At 54.8% G+C, this 16,348-nt stretch carries 14 protein-coding genes; 11 read left to right on the top strand and 3 right to left on the bottom strand.

The window, feature by feature from the left end; all coding sequences use genetic code 11:
- Positions 1–190 precede the first annotated feature (190 nt).
- The 5 genes from glgC (at position 191) to glgP (ending at position 7,700) form a co-directional block, all read left to right on the top strand.
- Positions 191–1,456 (top strand): glucose-1-phosphate adenylyltransferase, encoded by a 1,266-nt coding sequence (gene glgC / locus AC5JQH_RS21110; RefSeq protein ID WP_008169701.1) that lies wholly within the window; start codon positions 191–193, stop codon positions 1,454–1,456.
- On the top strand, positions 1,446–3,173 hold the full coding sequence (locus AC5JQH_RS21105) for a glycoside hydrolase family 57 protein (protein WP_421863527.1): 1,728 nt from the start codon (positions 1,446–1,448) through the stop codon (positions 3,171–3,173). Before glgC ends, AC5JQH_RS21105 begins: the two co-directional genes overlap by 11 nt.
- Entirely contained in the window at positions 3,170–4,663 is a 1,494-nt protein-coding gene (gene malQ / locus AC5JQH_RS21100; protein ID WP_493805952.1) for a 4-alpha-glucanotransferase, read from the top strand. The genes AC5JQH_RS21105 and malQ overlap by 4 nt, the downstream gene beginning before the upstream one ends.
- Positions 4,664–4,763: 100 nt before the next feature.
- On the top strand, positions 4,764–5,123 hold the full coding sequence (locus AC5JQH_RS21095; RefSeq protein ID WP_039881769.1) for a PilZ domain-containing protein: 360 nt from the start codon (positions 4,764–4,766) through the stop codon (positions 5,121–5,123).
- Between the two features lie 42 nt (positions 5,124–5,165).
- The gene (gene glgP / locus AC5JQH_RS21090; protein ID WP_493805951.1) at positions 5,166–7,700 is read left to right on the top strand and encodes an alpha-glucan family phosphorylase; all 2,535 of its coding nucleotides are present in this window, start codon (positions 5,166–5,168) and stop codon (positions 7,698–7,700) included.
- Positions 7,701–7,703: 3 nt separating this feature from the next.
- Here glgP and AC5JQH_RS21085 read toward each other — a convergent pair whose 3' ends face one another.
- Positions 7,704–9,116 carry a TrkH family potassium uptake protein gene (locus AC5JQH_RS21085; RefSeq protein WP_482901829.1) on the bottom strand — a complete coding sequence of 471 codons (1,413 nt, stop codon included), beginning with the start codon at positions 9,114–9,116 and terminating at the stop codon, positions 7,704–7,706.
- A 250-nt stretch (positions 9,117–9,366) separates the two neighbouring features.
- Here AC5JQH_RS21085 and AC5JQH_RS21080 point away from each other — a divergent pair, with 250 nt between their 5' ends.
- Genes AC5JQH_RS21080 through AC5JQH_RS21070 form a run of 3 tightly spaced genes read left to right on the top strand, consistent with a single transcriptional unit; the run spans position 9,367 to position 11,131 of the window.
- Positions 9,367–9,909 carry an outer membrane beta-barrel protein gene (locus AC5JQH_RS21080; protein ID WP_288944290.1) on the top strand — a complete coding sequence of 181 codons (543 nt, stop codon included), beginning with the start codon at positions 9,367–9,369 and terminating at the stop codon, positions 9,907–9,909.
- A 23-nt stretch (positions 9,910–9,932) separates the two neighbouring features.
- Entirely contained in the window at positions 9,933–10,508 is a 576-nt protein-coding gene (locus AC5JQH_RS21075; RefSeq protein ID WP_474546371.1) for an acyl carrier protein phosphodiesterase, read from the top strand.
- The gene (locus tag AC5JQH_RS21070) at positions 10,505–11,131 is read left to right on the top strand and encodes an ATP-dependent zinc protease family protein (protein WP_474546372.1); all 627 of its coding nucleotides are present in this window, start codon (positions 10,505–10,507) and stop codon (positions 11,129–11,131) included. The genes AC5JQH_RS21075 and AC5JQH_RS21070 overlap by 4 nt, the downstream gene beginning before the upstream one ends.
- Here AC5JQH_RS21070 and AC5JQH_RS21065 read toward each other — a convergent pair.
- Positions 11,128–11,964: a substrate-binding periplasmic protein gene (locus AC5JQH_RS21065; RefSeq protein ID WP_474546373.1), complete on the bottom strand. Its 837-nt coding sequence runs from the start codon at positions 11,962–11,964 to the stop codon at positions 11,128–11,130. The genes AC5JQH_RS21070 and AC5JQH_RS21065 overlap by 4 nt on opposite strands.
- A gap of 218 nt (positions 11,965–12,182) precedes the next feature.
- Between AC5JQH_RS21065 and AC5JQH_RS21060 the strand changes: the two genes are divergently transcribed.
- Both AC5JQH_RS21060 and AC5JQH_RS21055 read left to right on the top strand, forming a co-directional pair.
- On the top strand, positions 12,183–13,007 hold the full coding sequence (locus AC5JQH_RS21060) for a MipA/OmpV family protein (RefSeq protein WP_482901826.1): 825 nt from the start codon (positions 12,183–12,185) through the stop codon (positions 13,005–13,007).
- A gap of 377 nt (positions 13,008–13,384) precedes the next feature.
- Positions 13,385–13,774: a hypothetical protein gene (locus AC5JQH_RS21055; RefSeq protein WP_493805950.1), complete on the top strand. Its 390-nt coding sequence runs from the start codon at positions 13,385–13,387 to the stop codon at positions 13,772–13,774.
- 272 nt (positions 13,775–14,046) lie between these two features.
- Here AC5JQH_RS21055 and AC5JQH_RS21050 read toward each other — a convergent pair whose 3' ends face one another.
- A complete protein-coding gene (locus tag AC5JQH_RS21050) occupies positions 14,047–15,348 on the bottom strand; it encodes an IS1380 family transposase (protein WP_493805489.1) in 1,302 nt (433 codons plus the stop codon).
- A 122-nt stretch (positions 15,349–15,470) separates the two neighbouring features.
- On the opposite strand from AC5JQH_RS21050, the gene AC5JQH_RS21045 reads away from it, so the two are divergent.
- Complete coding sequence (locus AC5JQH_RS21045) at positions 15,471–16,268, top strand: tyrosine-type recombinase/integrase (protein ID WP_493805949.1); 798 nt, start codon at positions 15,471–15,473, stop codon at positions 16,266–16,268.
- Positions 16,269–16,348 lie beyond the last annotated feature (80 nt).

Here is a 16,348-nt window from a genome sequence, read left to right as displayed (position 1 = left end):
CCTGACCAGATGAGGCGCTTTGAGCGTCCCTTCATTGGACGCGAAAGGGCCTGTTTAAAAAATGACCCAAAACAAGTTTACGTCATAATTCCGTGCTAGTGTTCTACTATAGTTTAAGGCGTCAAAAACGTGGCAAACCCTGGCGGTTAAACGACCAGTTACAGGGAAGGTTTTCTTCAGGGAAGCAGCTATGCAAACGGCCAAGCGTTTCGTCAGTCGTCTCACTCGTCAGACTCTTGCTCTGGTACTTGCCGGAGGGCGGGGATCCCGCCTCCACGATCTCACCAAATGGCGGGCCAAACCGGCGGTGCCCTTTGGCGGCAAGTTCCGGATTATCGATTTTCCACTCTCGAACTGCATCAACTCCGGCATCGGGCAGGTTGGTGTGATCACCCAGTACAAATCCCATTCCCTGATCCGCCATATCCAGCGGGGTTGGGGGTTTCTCCGGGGAGAACTGGATGAGTTCGTAGAGCTCTTACCTGCGCAACAACGGATCGAGACTTCCTGGTATGAGGGAACGGCAGACGCTGTGCTTCAAAACCTCGACATCATTCGCAGCCACCAGCCAGAGTATGTGCTGATTCTTGCGGGTGATCACGTGTACAAGATGGACTACGGCACTATGCTGGCCCATCACGTGGAGAATGATGCCGATATTACCGTGGGCTGTATTGAAGTACCTATCGATGAAGCCTCGGCATTCGGGGTGATGTCGGTAGATGACGAGTTGAGGGTCACCGAGTTCGTCGAGAAGCCCGAACAGCCCAAGCCAATGCCTGGCCAGCCCGGAAAGGCGCTGGCATCCATGGGCATCTATGTGTTCAGCACCCAGGTGCTCTTCGACGAGCTCATGCGCGACCAGCAGATGGATGGCGAATCGTCCCACGATTTCGGCAAGGACATTATTCCCTCCGTCATCAAGCGTCTGCGGGTGGTCGCCTTCCCGTTCCGTAATCCGGTTGAAAACAAGCCGGCCTATTGGCGCGATGTGGGCACCGTGGACGCACTCTGGCAGGCAAACCTGGAGCTGATCGGAATCAGCCCGGAGCTCAATCTCTATGATTCCCACTGGCCGATATGGACCTATCAGGAACAGCTGCCACCCGCAAAGTTTGTTTTCGATGATGACAATCGACGGGGCATGGCTGTGGACTCCATGGTGGCCGGCGGCTGTATTGTCTCCGGCGCTCTGGTGAAGCATTCCTTGTTGTTTTCGCAAGTTAAGATTCATTCTTATAGTGAAATCTCGGATTCGGTCATCTACCCGGATGTCGAGATTGGCCGTCACTGCCACATCCGCAATGCCTTGATTGATCGTGGCTGCCGCATCCCCGAAGGGACGAGGATAGGTTTCGACGAGGCCGATGACCGGAAGCGTTTTCATGTATCGCCCAAAGGTATTGTGCTGATCACGCCCGAGATGCTCGGGCAGGATTATCCCCATGGCCTCTGACACCAAAACACCGGTTGTACTCTGCTGGCATATGCACCAGCCGTCTTATCAGGATATGCGCACTGATCAGTTCCTGTTTCCCTGGGTGTACCTTCATACCATCAAGGATTACAGCGACATGGCGGCGCATCTGGAAGCAAATCCGGACGCCAGGGCGGTAGTCAATTTTGCCCCGGTTCTGCTTGAGCAGATCGAGACCTACCTTATCCAGATTGAAAAATGGCGCCATGGCGCTGGCGAGATCGGCGATCCTTTGCTCGCAGCTCTGGTTGCAGAACAGTTGCCGGAAACCGGAACGCCTGCGTTTCTGGGATTGATCGAAAAGTCTCTGCGGGCCAACCGGGAACGGATCATCAATCGGTATCCGGCCTACGCGCAGTTGGCGGAGCTTGCAGAGGTTTACCGCAAAAAGCCCGAGCTGCAGAGATACATTTCAAGCCGGTTTCTTTCCGACTTGCTGGTTTGGTACCACCTTGGCTGGATGGGAGAAACCATCCGCAGAAGCAGCCATTGCATCCAGAGCCTTCAGGAGAAGGGCCACAACTTTTCGATGGATGACCGGAAGGCTCTTCTCGACGTGATTTTTGATGTGCTATCCGGCATCGGCCCAAGGTACCGGCATCTTGCGCAAAAAGGGCAGGTGGAGCTGTCTGTCAGCCCCTACACCCATGCCATGCTCCCTCTGTTGATCGACCTGGGTGCTGCCCGCGAGGCCATGCCGGATATCGCTTTGCCAGCACACAGCCATTATCCGGAGGGTGAAGCGCGCGCCGCATGGCAGCTCCAGCAGGCGAGGGCCGTTTTTCAGCGCTTCTTCGGTGTTGATCCCTCCGGCTGCTGGGCTTCCGAGGGTGGTCTCAGCCAGGCCACACTGGGCCTGCTGGACCAACATCAATTCCGATGGACTGCCAGCGGAGATTCTGTGGTGCACAACAGCCTCAATCTGGCCCGGCAGGACAACCCGGATTTGCCCGATGCCGGGATTCACCAGCCCTATACGTTCGGCGAATCGGATACCGCCGTCTTCTTCCGTGACGACGGTCTGTCGGATCTGATCGGTTTTACTTACGCAGACTGGCATGCCAGGGATGCCGTTGGCGACCTGGTGCATCACATGGAAAACATTGCGGGGCAGGCCAAGGGCAAGACGAAGCCGGTGATTTCCGTGATCATGGATGGCGAAAATGCCTGGGAGTATTACCCCGAGAACGGTTTTCACTTCCTCGACGAACTTTATCGGGTACTGGCAAACCACCCCCGGCTCAGATTGACCACTTATGCCGATCTGGTGGCGAACCCGGTAGCCGCACCGGTTCATTTGCCACATCTTGTAGCCGGCAGCTGGATTTACGGTACGTTCTCCACCTGGATCGGTGACCCGGACAAGAACCGGGCCTGGGATCTGCTCTGTGAAGCCAAAACCCATTTCGACCGGGTGATGGACAATGGCAGCCTCAATTCGGAGCAGAAAGCAGCCGCCATGCAGCAACTGGCTATCTGCGAAGGGTCCGACTGGTTCTGGTGGTTTGGTGACTATAACCCGGCCCAGATCGTCAGCGACTTTGAGCATCTGTATCGCCGCCACCTAGTCAATCTCTATGAAATGATCGGCTACCCGGCGCCGCCATCCGTGTTCCAGAAGCTCAGCCAGGGCAGTGGAGAACCGGCTCGCGGCGGTACCATGCGGCCGGGTCATGAGGCGGATCATCCTGCATGACTTCAGCGAACGACAAGGATCTGTTCAGTGCTCGACGGGCCGGTGTACTGCTTCACCCGACCTGTCTGCCCGGAAGTCTGGGTGTTCTGGGCGCCGGCGCCCGCCGGTTCGTCGAATTTCTGGCCGACAGTGGAATCACCATCTGGCAGACACTGCCTATTGGACCGACACACCAGGATCTTTCACCGTACCAATCCCTGAGTGCCCACGCGGGCAACCAGGATTTTATTGACCTCGCTGAACTGCTGCAGACCGGACTGCTGGCCGACGCTGAACTGGCCCAGCCCATCGCCGAATCCCGCCAGCAGCTACTGGCCATCGCCGCCCAACGGTTTTACGAGGGCCATGCCACAGGCCGGAAGGGCCTTGATCTGGCCGGATTTGAAGCTTTCCGGGCAAGAAATGATTACTGGCTGGATGATTTCTGTCTGTTCTGCGCAATCCGGGAGGTTCAGGAGTCGCCAGGCTGGCTCCAGTGGCCAGAGCACTTGAGGGATCGGGAGCCGGCTGCCTTGCAGGCCTTTGTCGACCAAAACCAGGCCAGACTGGCTCGCATCAGGTTTGAGCAGTTCCTGTTCCACCACCAGTGGCAGGCACTCAGGGACTATGCACGAAGCCGCAATGTTTTGCTGTTTGGTGATATCCCCATTTTTGTCGCTCAAGACAGCGCCGATGTCTGGGCCAACCGACAGTTCTTCGAACTGGACGCCCGGGGCGAACCCACTGTGGTTGCCGGTGTGCCGCCGGACTATTTTTCCGAGGAAGGTCAGCACTGGGGTAATCCACTCTACAACTGGCAGATCATGGCGGAAGATGGCTACCAGTGGTGGCTTCAACGGCTCGAAAGCCAGCGCCATCTGTTCGATCTGATCCGGATAGACCATTTTCGGGGGCTTCAGGCCTATTGGGAGATCCCGGCTGAGGCCCCTCAGCCACGAAACGGCTATTGGGTTCCCGGCCCCTCTGACCATTTTCTACAGGCCTGCTTCGACCGCTTCCCGGATTTACCCCTGGTGGCCGAAAATCTCGGCATCATCAGCGACGATGTGGAAGAACTTCGTCATCGCTTCCGACTGCCAGGGATGACGGTGATGCAATTTGGCTTCGACGGCAGCCCAAACAATCCGCATCTGCTTCACAACCACCAGCCCCGGGATCTTGTCTACACCGGGACCCACGATAACGATACAACACTGGGGTGGTACCGCAGCCTGGATGACCGTACCCGGCACTATGTGAACGATTATCTGGCCATCAGTGGTGATGGGATGCCATGGCCGGTAATTGAAGCGGCGTTCCGCTCGGTCTGCTCAGTGGCCGTGGTGCCTATGCAGGATTTCCTCGGTCTTGGAACCGAGGCAAGGTTCAATACGCCGGGCACCATTACAAATAACTGGACATGGCAACTGGACTGGAATTTTCCCGAGAAAGACTTGTCGAAAATAATCGCTGAATCGGTAAAACGACATGGGCGCCTTCCTCCGGTCTGAGCATTTTTTGATCAGCATCAAAGAGGCGGGCCCCAACCTTCGATATAACACACAAGCAGTATCAACAATTGGCGTTCAAGATGAGTCACGAGGGGGGAACATGGAACACAGACTCAGTAAACGCGTACAGGGAAAGCTTGGGCTGTTGGTATACAAGCGCGGGATGCCGGTTGCGACCGGTCAGATTCGCGATGCCTCCAAACGTGGTCTGTTCATTGCCACGGACTACACTGACGTTCAGTTAAACCAGACTGTGGAACTGGAGTTCCGTTTTCCGGATACCCAGGAAAAGCGGTTCCGTCGGCTGAAGGCCCATGTTGTGCGGAAGTCAGACCGCGGCCTTGGTGTCGACTTCGAAGGCGTCGAGAACGACAGTTTTACAATCTCTTCACTCATTAACTGGCTGAAAAGCCACCACATGCCAGTCAATTATTTTCCTGTTCGCCGTAAACAAGCATAGTTCGCCCCGAACAAGGATAGAAAGTGCCCAAGGAGCTCGAATTTGACCCTGGCAGCCTATACCCCGCGGTCCTTGCCGGAATCCCTGAGCGGATTGTTCCAGTTGGCGCTGGACCTTCGGTGGACCTGGCATCACGGTACCGATGAACTCTGGCGCGCTCTTGATTCGGACATCTGGGACACCACGCGGAACGCGTGGCTGGTTTTGAACAGCGTGTCCGGGGAGCGGCTGGAAGAACTGGCCGCAGACCCCGACTTTCAGCAACGCTACCGTGAGCAGATTCATGCTCACCAGGCTTTTACAGAGGCTGACACCTGGTATTCGACCGATTGTCCGGGCGATCTGGGCGAGGGCGTTGCCTATTTCTGCATGGAATATGGTCTGAGCGAATCGCTGCCGCTATACAGCGGTGGTCTGGGCGTCCTGGCCGGCGATTTTCTGAAGGCGTCCAGCGATCTGGGTGCACCAGTCATGGCGGTGGGTCTGCTGTACCAGCAGGGCTACTTTCGCCAGGCCATCAGCACCGATGGCGAACAGCTGGAGTTCTACCCATACAACGACCCCACCATGCTGCCCGTCTCGCCCCTGCGGGACGCTGACGACCAGTGGGTGAGGGTGATTGTGCCTTTCCCGGGACGACACGTGCGCCTTCGGGCCTGGAAAGCCCAGGTGGGCCGATGCGAGCTTTTGCTGCTCGATAGCAATGACCCCCGAAACGAACCGGGCGACCGCGGTATTACCAGCGAACTCTATACCGGTGACCCGGAAAAGCGCCTGCAGCAGGAAATGGTATTGGGCATCGGTGGCTGGCGCCTGCTGGAACAACTGGGGAAATCGCCGTCACTCTGCCATCTGAATGAGGGCCACTGTGCCCTGGCGCTCATAGAGAGGGCCTTCAGCTGGCAGGACGACCATGAAAGTGATTTCCAGACAGCTCGAACCGCAACCAGGGCGACCAATCTGTTTACCACGCACACCTCGGTGGCGTCCGGCTTTGATCATTTCTCCCGATCGCTATTGCGACTGTATCTGACACCCTGGCTCGAAGGCCGCGACCTGAATGTCGATCAATTGCTGGCATTAGGAAGCCAGCCCTCCAGCCCAGACAATCAGTCGACTGACCTTAAACTCAATATGGCCTTGCTGGCCCTCAATATGAGTGGTCGGTTCAACGGTGTCAGCCGCATTCACCAGAAGGTCACCCAGACCATTTTCCAAGCTTTCTTCCCGCGCTGGCCAGCCGAAGACATTCCGGCGGACTATGTGACCAATGGCATTCACACGCCGAGCTGGGACTCTCCGGAATCCGACGCCATCTGGACCCGGGCCTGTGGCAAGGATCGTTGGCGCAGGCCTCTCCAGAGCACCTGCCCGATGACAGACATAGCCGATGAAGAATTGTGGGAAATGAGGCGCCTGGAGCGCGCAAGGCTGATTGCCTACCTCCGGCGAAGGCTTGCAAGCCAGCATTGCGAACAGAACCCCGGAAACAACCATGAAGCCGCGTGTGGCCTTTTGCTGGACCATGAAACCCTTACGTTGGGCTTTGCCCGCCGATTTACGGAATACAAGCGACCAGATCTCCTGCTCAAGGATCAGGAGCGCCTGCTCAAGCTGCTTGCCAGCCGCGATCGCCCCATTCAGATTGTGCTTGCAGGCAAGGCCCACCCCTACGATCTCCCGGGGAAAGACATCATCCGGCGGTGGAAAGCCTTCTCCCGGCGACAGGATGTCGAGGGCAAGGTGGTGTTCATTGAAGACTACGATCTGGGCGTGGCCAACCAGCTTATCCAGGGCGTGGATGTGTGGCTCAACTGTCCGAGACACCCTTGGGAAGCCTGCGGCACCAGTGGCATGAAGGTACTCGTGAACGGGGGACTGAACCTGTCCCAGTACGATGGCTGGTGGGCGGAGGCCTGGAACCCGGATGTGGGCTGGGCTATTCGACCCGGCGCCACGTTTGACGAGCTAAGCGGGTCAAACAATCACGACCACGATCTCTCAGACATGGAACAGCTCTTTGATCTGCTCGAGAACGAGGTGATTCCCGGGTTCTATGACGTCGACAGCGAGGGTATTCCCCGGAACTGGGTCGGGCGCATGCGTGCGAGCATGGATCAACTGACGGCGGCCTATTCTGCCAACCGGATGGTGCGGGAATACGTCGAGCAGTTCTATCTCCCCATGGCAGAAATGGGAAACCGGCGCAGCCCCGAGACTGCAAGGGAGCTAATTGGTGAATACGGAGAAATCTCCAGGCACTGGTCCCGGTTGCGTTTCAACAGCTTCAATACAAGCGAAGATTCGGGTCGCCAGACTTTCACCGTGGAAGTCTATCTGGATGGAATTGACGAGCAGCGGATTGCAGTAGAGCTTGTTGCAGAGGATTCCGAGCATGGCCCAAGAACCATTTCGGCCATGCAGATGAAGCATCCGCTGGGTGGTTCCCCTCATACCTATCTTTATGAATGCACGGTGCCTTCACGCCCCGAAGGACACTACACGCCGCGCCTGCGAGTGCGGGATGAACGCCTGAACCTTCCCCTGGAAAACCCCGCCATACTCTGGCTAAGGTAGGCCTCAGCTGCGCCAGAACGCCGGCGATAGAACGATCACCACGCTAAGTATCTCCAGACGCCCCATCAGCATACCCACAGACAGTACCCATTTTGCGGCATCGGGAAGCGGCCCAAAGTTACCCGCAGGGCCGATTATGTCCCCAAGGCCGGGGCCGACATTGGTCAGCGAGGTGAGGGCGCCAGACAGTGCCGTCACAAAGTCCAACTGCATGGCAGCCAGGGCAATCGTAATCAGCAAAAGACAGAGCAGGAAAATAAACGTGTAGGCGATCATCGACGAGATAATCTCATCGCTCACGGCTCGTCCGTTGTAGTTACGGGTAAGAACCGCACGAGGGTGCAGCAGGCGCATCAACTGCTCACGCAGGATGATCAGGGAAAGCTGGAACCGGAAGATTTTCATGCCGCCGGCCGTGGACCCAGAGCAGCCGCCCACGAACATCAGGAAAAAGAACAGCACGAACGCCAGAGGGCCCCAGGCCGAATAATCTTCGGAAGCATAGCCCGTGGTGGTTACCACAGAAGTGACGTTAAACAGGGTAGAGGCGTAGTTATGGATGGGATCGAAGGGGACTGGTGACACCATCCAGCGGTAGAGAGTCAGAAGTAGCGGTACAAAAAACAGGATCGCGAGAAACAATCGCACCTGCTGATCCCGGAACAGAACGCCGTGTTGGCCATGCATTTCACGCACGAAAAGGAAGAAGGGCAAACTGCCGATAATCATGAAAAGTGTGGCTTCCATGAGGATCAGATCATTGAACTTGCCCATGGACAGATCCGAGGTGGAAAAGCCACCGGTGGCGATGCTGGTAAGACCATGGTTGAAGGCATCGAAGAGCGTCATGCCAGAAAACCAGTAGGTAACCACCGCAATGATCGAAAACGCCAGATAAACCACCAGCAGGCCACGGCTGAGTGTTTTCATCCTTGGCAGAGCCTTGTCGGTCCATTCCGAAGACTCGGTGGCGAACAGCCGCATGCCGCCGACCCGCAGAAAAGGGAGTACCGCAACGAACATACCGATAATCCCGATACCACCAATCCATTGCAGGATGGACCGCCAGATCAAGAGATCCCTGTCCATATCATCGAGGCCGCTGAGCACCGTTGCCCCGGTGGTGGTAATCCCCGAAGTGCCCTCGAAAAAGGCGTCTGCGGCAGAAATGCCAAGGTCACTCAGATAAAAAGGAAGAGATGAAAACAGGGCAATAATGAACCAAGAAGATACCGTGAGTACGAACATGTACCGGGGCTTCAGATCTCTCGGTTTGCGGTAGGTGGCGGCCATTCCCAGTATACCGAGGCCCCAGACAATGGCCGCCGATTCTGCAAACGCCATGGCGTTCGGCGCTTCAGAGCCCGCAAGCAGGATGACAGGCAATGTCATGAAAATGCTCAAAAGCACGAACATGACGCTGACAATGAAAATGACGGGGTAGAGATTTCTCAATGGATGCTCGAGCCAGCTGATACCGGGAGACGGCGTCAGAATACCTGTGGGGTCGGCCTTCCGCAAGGTAACACCGCGCGGATGCTGAAATTACCGGCGAATTAAATCGGTGTAAATAACGCGTAAATGCGGATCTTTCTGATGGCAAAACGCGTCAGTCTGGTGCAAGTTCAGCGATGTACACCGAACAATTCGGTTAAGGAGATAAAAAATGAAACACGTACGTTCAATTGCCGTTATCTTTGCCACCGGTATGGCTGCCGCAGGAGCCGCATCCGCCCAGGATATGTACAAGTCTGGCGTTGGCGGGCTCTACACAGGCCTGAACTACACTATCATGAACCTTGAGAGCGGTAACGCGGATGCCGACGTAGGCACGCTGTCTGCCAAAGTTGGCGTGATGGCGACGCCGTATCTGGGCATCGAAGCGCGAGGCGGTTTTGGCGTGGATGATGACCGCATCGGCGGAGTCGATTATTCACTGGATAACTTCTTCGGCGGCTACGCCACGTTCAATCTGGCCAACGAATCACCCATTACCCCGTACGCTATCCTCGGCTTCACCCGGGTTGAAATCGAAGCTTCTTCGTTTCTGGGCACAGCCACCGAGGATGAAACGGACGTGTCCTATGGCATCGGCATGAATATGGAATTTGCGCCGAACCTGTCCGGCAACCTTGAATACATGCGTTATTATGAAGACAGTAATGCCGAAGTCGATGGTCTGGGCGTCGGCATCCAGTTCAACTTCTGAAACCAGGCCACCGGGGAGACTGTTTGAACCATCTGGCTCATGTATTTCTCGCGCCGGACTCACCTGAAGCTCGGGTGGGGAGCATCCTCGGTGACTTTACCCGGGGTGTCGATCTTTCGGCACTTCCGGCTTCGGTGAGGCAGGGCGTTCGACATCACCGGGCGGTCGACAGCTATACCGACCACCATCCGGACGTACTTGCCAGCAAGCAAGTCTTCTCCCGTCAGCGCCGCCGGTTTGCGGGTGTTGCACTGGACATTCTCTACGATCACTTTCTACTCAAACACTGGGAGCGCTTCAGTGCTGTTGATCAGGACGCGTTTATCCGGCTTATTTACAACGAGTTGCAGGAAAAAGAGCATTTAATGCCGGACGAGATGGCGCGGGTTACGCGGAGAATGGTGTGGAACGACTGGTTCGGCGCCTATCAGGACCTTGAGAACATCGGTTATGCGCTGGACCGTGTGGCCGGGAGGATCCGCTTCAGAAACGAGTTTACCGGCATGATCACGGAGATTCGCGCTCACCAGGATGAACTGGAGCAGAATTTTATGTCTTTTTTCCCCGATTTACAGGAATTTGCAGGAGATATTGAATGAGGTTTGTTAACAGGGCGTTGCTGGCTGCGGCCTTGGTTTTCCCATCCACAATGGCGTTTTCAGCAGAATCCGATGCCAAAAATGATGAGCGTCCACCGGAGACTCTTGGCTTCGTCGAATGGGTAGTTATGCAGGACACCAGCCTCCGCCTCAAGGCCCGGCTGGATACCGGCGCGAAAACCTCATCGCTGCACGCCGTCAACGTTGAACCCTTTGAAAAGGACGGCCAGGAATGGGTGAGCTTCCAGATTCCGCTTGGCGATCACCAGGACCAGCCAACAGAAGGCGAGCTCGATCATGAAGACGTCATCCTTGAGCTGGAAAGGCCGGTAGAGCGAACCGTTCTGATCAAGCGAAAAGGTGCGCCATCCCAGAAGCGCTATGTGGTGATGATGGATTTCTGCATCGCAGGAACTACCCACACCACCCAGTTTTCACTGACGGACCGCGGCAAATTTTCCTACCCGGCACTGCTGGGGCGCCGGTTCATGCGCGATGACAATATTCTCATCGACTCCTCAGATGGTTTTATGGCCGAAAAAGAGTGTGAATACATGACGTTGGAGGAGCTGGCAAAAAGACATGCCGAGAACGTAGTCGAGGAAACCGAAACGGATTCCTAAACACAGGGACTGGGATCCTCATCCCAGTTCACCAGCTTGTCTTCCAGTATCGCGGCCGCTGCCGGTGAACTGTGAGCTTTCAGGGCGTTTTCAATAATCTCCTGGTAGCGGCCGCTTTCCCGCAGTTTTGCCAACCCCCGATCAAACGCCCGTCTCAGACGACCGGCTTCCGGATCGTCCCGTGAGAAGGGAAGATGATAAAGGGCGCTTCTCAGTGCCTTGGGATGAAACTCCAGACGGGCTCGTGCCTCAGGGCCGAGCTGTTCGCCAATCATGGCTTCACCAACCACCGGATCCATCGGAAACAGATCAATTCTGCCAAGCAGCAGTTTTCGGAAGTTGGCCAGGTCAGATGTGGTGACGTCGGCATTGACCAGACCGCTATTCATAGCAGCGCTGAGAGTCTGGCCATAGCTGTAATCCTGCGTCAGGCCAACGGCCATGCCTTCGAGATCCGATAACGAATCCCAATCAAACGCCATTTTCTGCCGATGATAAAAGACATACTGGTAGGGCAAAATTGGCGCGGAATAGAGAAAATCGCGCCGCCTTTCTTTTGTGCATGACCAGACGGCCGACGCCTGGTAGTTACGGGTCTTTACCAACGCCAGGGCGCGGGACCAGGGAAAGAACGTAAACTCGGCCTTGATATCTTCAGTGGCGAACGCCTCCCGGATAATCCGGGCAAGAAAACCACCATCCGGGCGATCCTCATCCAGATAGGGGGGCCAGTGGCCAGTCGTTATCCGGATGGTTTCTTCGCCATCGGCACTATGGCTCAAGGGCGAAAGACAGAACAGAAGGCTAAATAGAAACAGCCAGTACCACTTCATTATAGGAAACCTGGAAGCCGGGGAGATGAGTTGTGGGTCTGGAGTATAACGACTTTATGGGTTTGGACTTTAGCGTGTCTACACCGGATTTAACTTGTGCGCACTGTTCACGCTCATGGAGCAGGGTAGAGGCAAGTTCTTCGGGTCTCTAGCGAGTAAAAATCATCTATAGTGATGAGTGAGTCGTGTTGCCACCTATTCCTTGGTTGGGGAAAACCATGAACAAAATCGCCCTTCAAGTCGCCACTTTTTTAGGCGCTCTTTCCTGTTTTGGATCGGTAAACGCGACGGAGCCCAGAACCCCTCTCGTTCCGCTTCCTTCCATCGACGATTTCACAGATGGCGACGGTTGGGGTGTTGGGCTTGGGCTGGGCGTTGAATATGAGACTGCTTATGAGGGCTCGGACGAATTTGAGCTTGAGATCGATCCGGCCGGAGGTGTTCAGTGGCGAACTGGTGACCACATTTTTTTCTGGGCGGGTGAAGCAATTGGATGGCGAGCATTGGCCAGGGATGCCTGGTTGTTTCAAGCCTCGGTAGGCTACGAAGAAGGCCGTGAAGAGGGTGATTCAGACGATGGGAGACTGGATGGGTTAGGCGAATCGAATTCCGGGGTGACAGTGCTGTTGGAAGTGCGTCATGCGCTTGCAGAAGATTGGCGTTACTTTTTAGATGGCCGTGTACTAACAGGAGAAATCGGTACGCTAGGGATTTTCGGCGCAGGAACGTGTTTGGGTTGCCAACCTAACGGCACTGGCTGGGAAATTGGCGCTGCTGTCACTTTCCACGATGGTAAGTTAGCCAACCGGGACTTTGGTGTGAACGCACAGCAAGCCTTAGATTCCGGTCTTCCAGAAACCGATGTTGATAGCGGGTATAGATCAACTGGAGTCAACGTTAACTATCGCAATTACTTGAACGAAAGCTGGCAGATCTTCGGTGAAGCTCTTTACGAAATTTACGGGAGTGACGTTTCAGATAGCCCAATATCTCGGAATGATTATGAAGCGGAGATCGGTGTTGGCTTCATTTATATTTTTTGATGTTCTTTAGTAGAAAACCAGAAATCAGAAGGGCGAGTTTCGATGGATTTTGCAGGAAAGCTCATAGCTACTGGGTTAGAGCGGTATTCGCCAAAAACTGGTGAGGGTTTCTCTATGCCGTATCGTATTTAACATAATATACATTATGCGCAGTCCTAACGCCAAAATTCAGCGGCGCCCCTGTTCAGAAATGGCCGACAACAACAAGTACTAAAACTTTCCACAACAAGTGCTAAATTTCCACAACAAGTACTACAACGTTCAGATTGCTGATTTTGGTGTATTTGTTAACTGCGGCCCTGATCGAAAATTCCTACTACCGGCTATTTCCTAAATTTGGACAGTCGACCTGATTGTGAAGTGAGGATCTAATAAAGATGGGACTACGAATAAGAGCTCTACTCTTATTGTTGTTGGCTCCAATGGATGCCACTGCCGGCTGTTACGTCATCGGTAACCTTGAGGGTCAGTCCACGCGCGAAGGTTTCGAATTTGAAATCTCTGAGGACGGTATCACCGAGGCAAAGTTTATCGTTGAATTGAATGGGCCGGAAAGCAAAGTTACTCCTAATGACATGAGTTGCAGCCAAGTCGGAGCACTGACTCTACTGTGCGTTGACGCCGTTGAAAATGGTAAATCGGTTATCGAAACCTGGTCTGTTTTCCCTGAAAGAAAGAAGTTGGTCCACACCAAATCAATCAATGGTTTGGGGGCCTTCAACGGAGGAAACTTGTTTGTAGGGAAAATAATTGGGCGTTGCGACTGAGATCGCCGGCTATGTAACCACTACTAACCTTCAATATTCGTTCCCCTAGCCAAAATCCGTTAAAATAACATTATTACGGATTTGATCTTTACCCTCTCCTCGCATACTAGCCCGGATTTCTCATAGTGCTCCAACAACCTTCGCAGACCAAGCCTGGTAGTGCCAGATCCGAGTGGTCATGGTCGAAGTTGGCGATTATTTAGCCAGTTTCCGGCATTCAGGCACAACTCCCCCTTTCCCCCATTGGTATCGGGCCGGGGGAGCCCGATTATCTACTGGGGCACCAAGCGCTGAACCAGTGCTGAGAGATCGTTCTTGTGTGGATAGCTATCACTCATCAACACCCGTATTCGGCGGGTGTTGCGGATGATGACTGCGCCAACCTTGATCAGCTTCAAGCGCAAGGTGCCGGCACTCATACGTTCGAAGGGCGTGTTTTTCAGATGCACCCGCAAACGCTCGAACAGGGTGTAGGCGAAGCCGGATAAGATCAGCCGCCACTGGTTGGTCCACCAGTGTGTGCTGGAGGTGCGACCGGCAAACAGATCCAGTTGTTGATCCTTGATCCGGTTCTCCATATCACCCCGTGCGCAATACTGTTCGTAGTAGAGCTTGAATCCGTCATCGTAGCGGGAGCTGATAACGAACCGGGGGTTCGGGCCTTGAGGGCCATATTCCAGGCGCGCAACCACCCAGCGTGGCTTATGCCAGCTTCGGGCTTTGTAGCGGAAGCGGAAGGTGCTGGCGAGCTTATGGCCATGAGCCTCGTAGTAGGTCCGGACTTTGTCCATGGCTGGGGCGGCAAGCGCCTCCAGCCGCTGGTTGCGGGCCATGCCTACGATGTAATCCACCTGGTTGCGATCGCACCAGGCCAGCAGTCGGGGCTTGCTGAAGTGGGAGTCGCCCCGGAATACGATCCGGGTCTGTGGCCAATACTGGCGAATAAATCGCACCAGCAGCGCCAGAATGGCCCAACTGTGCCGGGCATCACCCCGGTTGCTGGTGCGCAGATAGCTCACCAGCAAGTGCCGGCCGCAGAAGACGTAAAGCGGGAAGTAGCAGTGATGGTCGTAATACCGGTTAAAGAATTTACCCGGCTGATCCCCATGCACCGGGATATCGGTGCCGTCAAAATCCAGCACGATTTCCTTCGGCGGCTCTTCGTGTTGTTCAATAAAGTGGTGCCAGAGCAGCTCATGGGCCTTCACAATGGTTTGCCGGTCCATTGCCTGTTCCATTCGGCACAGCGTGGATTTGCCAGCCAGAGCGGAGGCGTTACCCGTGGCGGTTTGTAGTGCCTGATCAAAGCGAAGCGCTTCATGATCATTCAGATCTTCGTAGCCGCTGGCCACGCCGTAGACGCGCTGCCGGATCATGGTGTTGAGCCCATGACGAATCATCCGGGGATCCCGCTGGTCGGTCAGAGTCTCGGCCAGCCGTTGGGTTAACCGGTGTTGTTTGTCGACTTCGCGCAGTAACAACACACCGGCATCCGAGGTGATATGGCCTCCGGAGAAATCGGCTTCAATCTGGCGGCGGGAGAGTGGCGAGAAGGTCAGTTTTTGAGGTACCATTTTGGATGCGGCTACTGGTGCTTGGTGGATTGGTTAGGTTCTTGAAACTATAGCACTTTTAGCCGCTTCTTTTTATCCCTTCATGAGAAATCCGGGCTAGCGGCTTTCTAGGAGTTTATCCGATGAGCAAAACCGGCCAGGCACGCGTTCTGACGCCCGAGCAGTTCACCCACCTCCTGGGTGAGATCAGAGAGCATCGTTACCCGGAAAAGAATACGGCGCTGGTTCAGATCAGCTTCAAGCTCGGGCTTCGAGTTCAGGAGATCGCGCTACTCCAGATAAAAGATGTAGCCGAACTCGGCCCTGAAACCTCAGGACAACGCTCTTTCACACTTAAAGAGATCCTGGCTTTGCCTGCGGCTTACACCAAGGGTGCCGATGCGCTGAAGCGATCCAAATCGACATATCAGCGGCGTCGGATCAGTTTTAGTGTTCACGATTTCCAGCAGCTTGTTCATCGAATTGAAACCATGGCCAAGGCCGGCGCAGAGATCAAACCGGAGGATTTTTATCCTGAGGTCAAAAAACATCGTGGTAAATCGCGTGATCTTCCAATGACTGACATCGCACTGAGAACAGCTATCGAAAATCACCTTGCGATCCGCTTGGCAGCGCAACCTTCAGTAAAAAAGACCGATCCCCTATTCCTGACTCAAAAAGGAGGCCCCTATTCGCCCAATACTCTCCAAGAACACTTCGCCCTCATGCAGCGGCAATGGGCAGGTATTGAGCGAGCCAGCTCCCATAGTGGCCGGAGGACTTTAATGACGAATATCATTCATGAAAAAAAGAAGTCCGTTAAAGTCGCACAAAAAATCGCTGGCCATGTGTCACCGTCAACAACGCTCATTTACGAAGAACCTCCCGAGGAGTCACTGAAGGAAGCGTTGCAAGATGCCGGGTACAAATATGTTGGTTAGTACGGCAACCGAATCAACTTTAAAGAACAGTTGTTATTATTGTTCAACCACCTCAAATGCACCCTGGTTTACGAACCTGA

This window comes from Marinobacter sp. H13 (assembly GCF_059072335.1).
The sequence above is the reverse complement of the archived record's forward strand: the minus strand, read 5'-3'. Positions and strand labels throughout refer to the sequence as shown.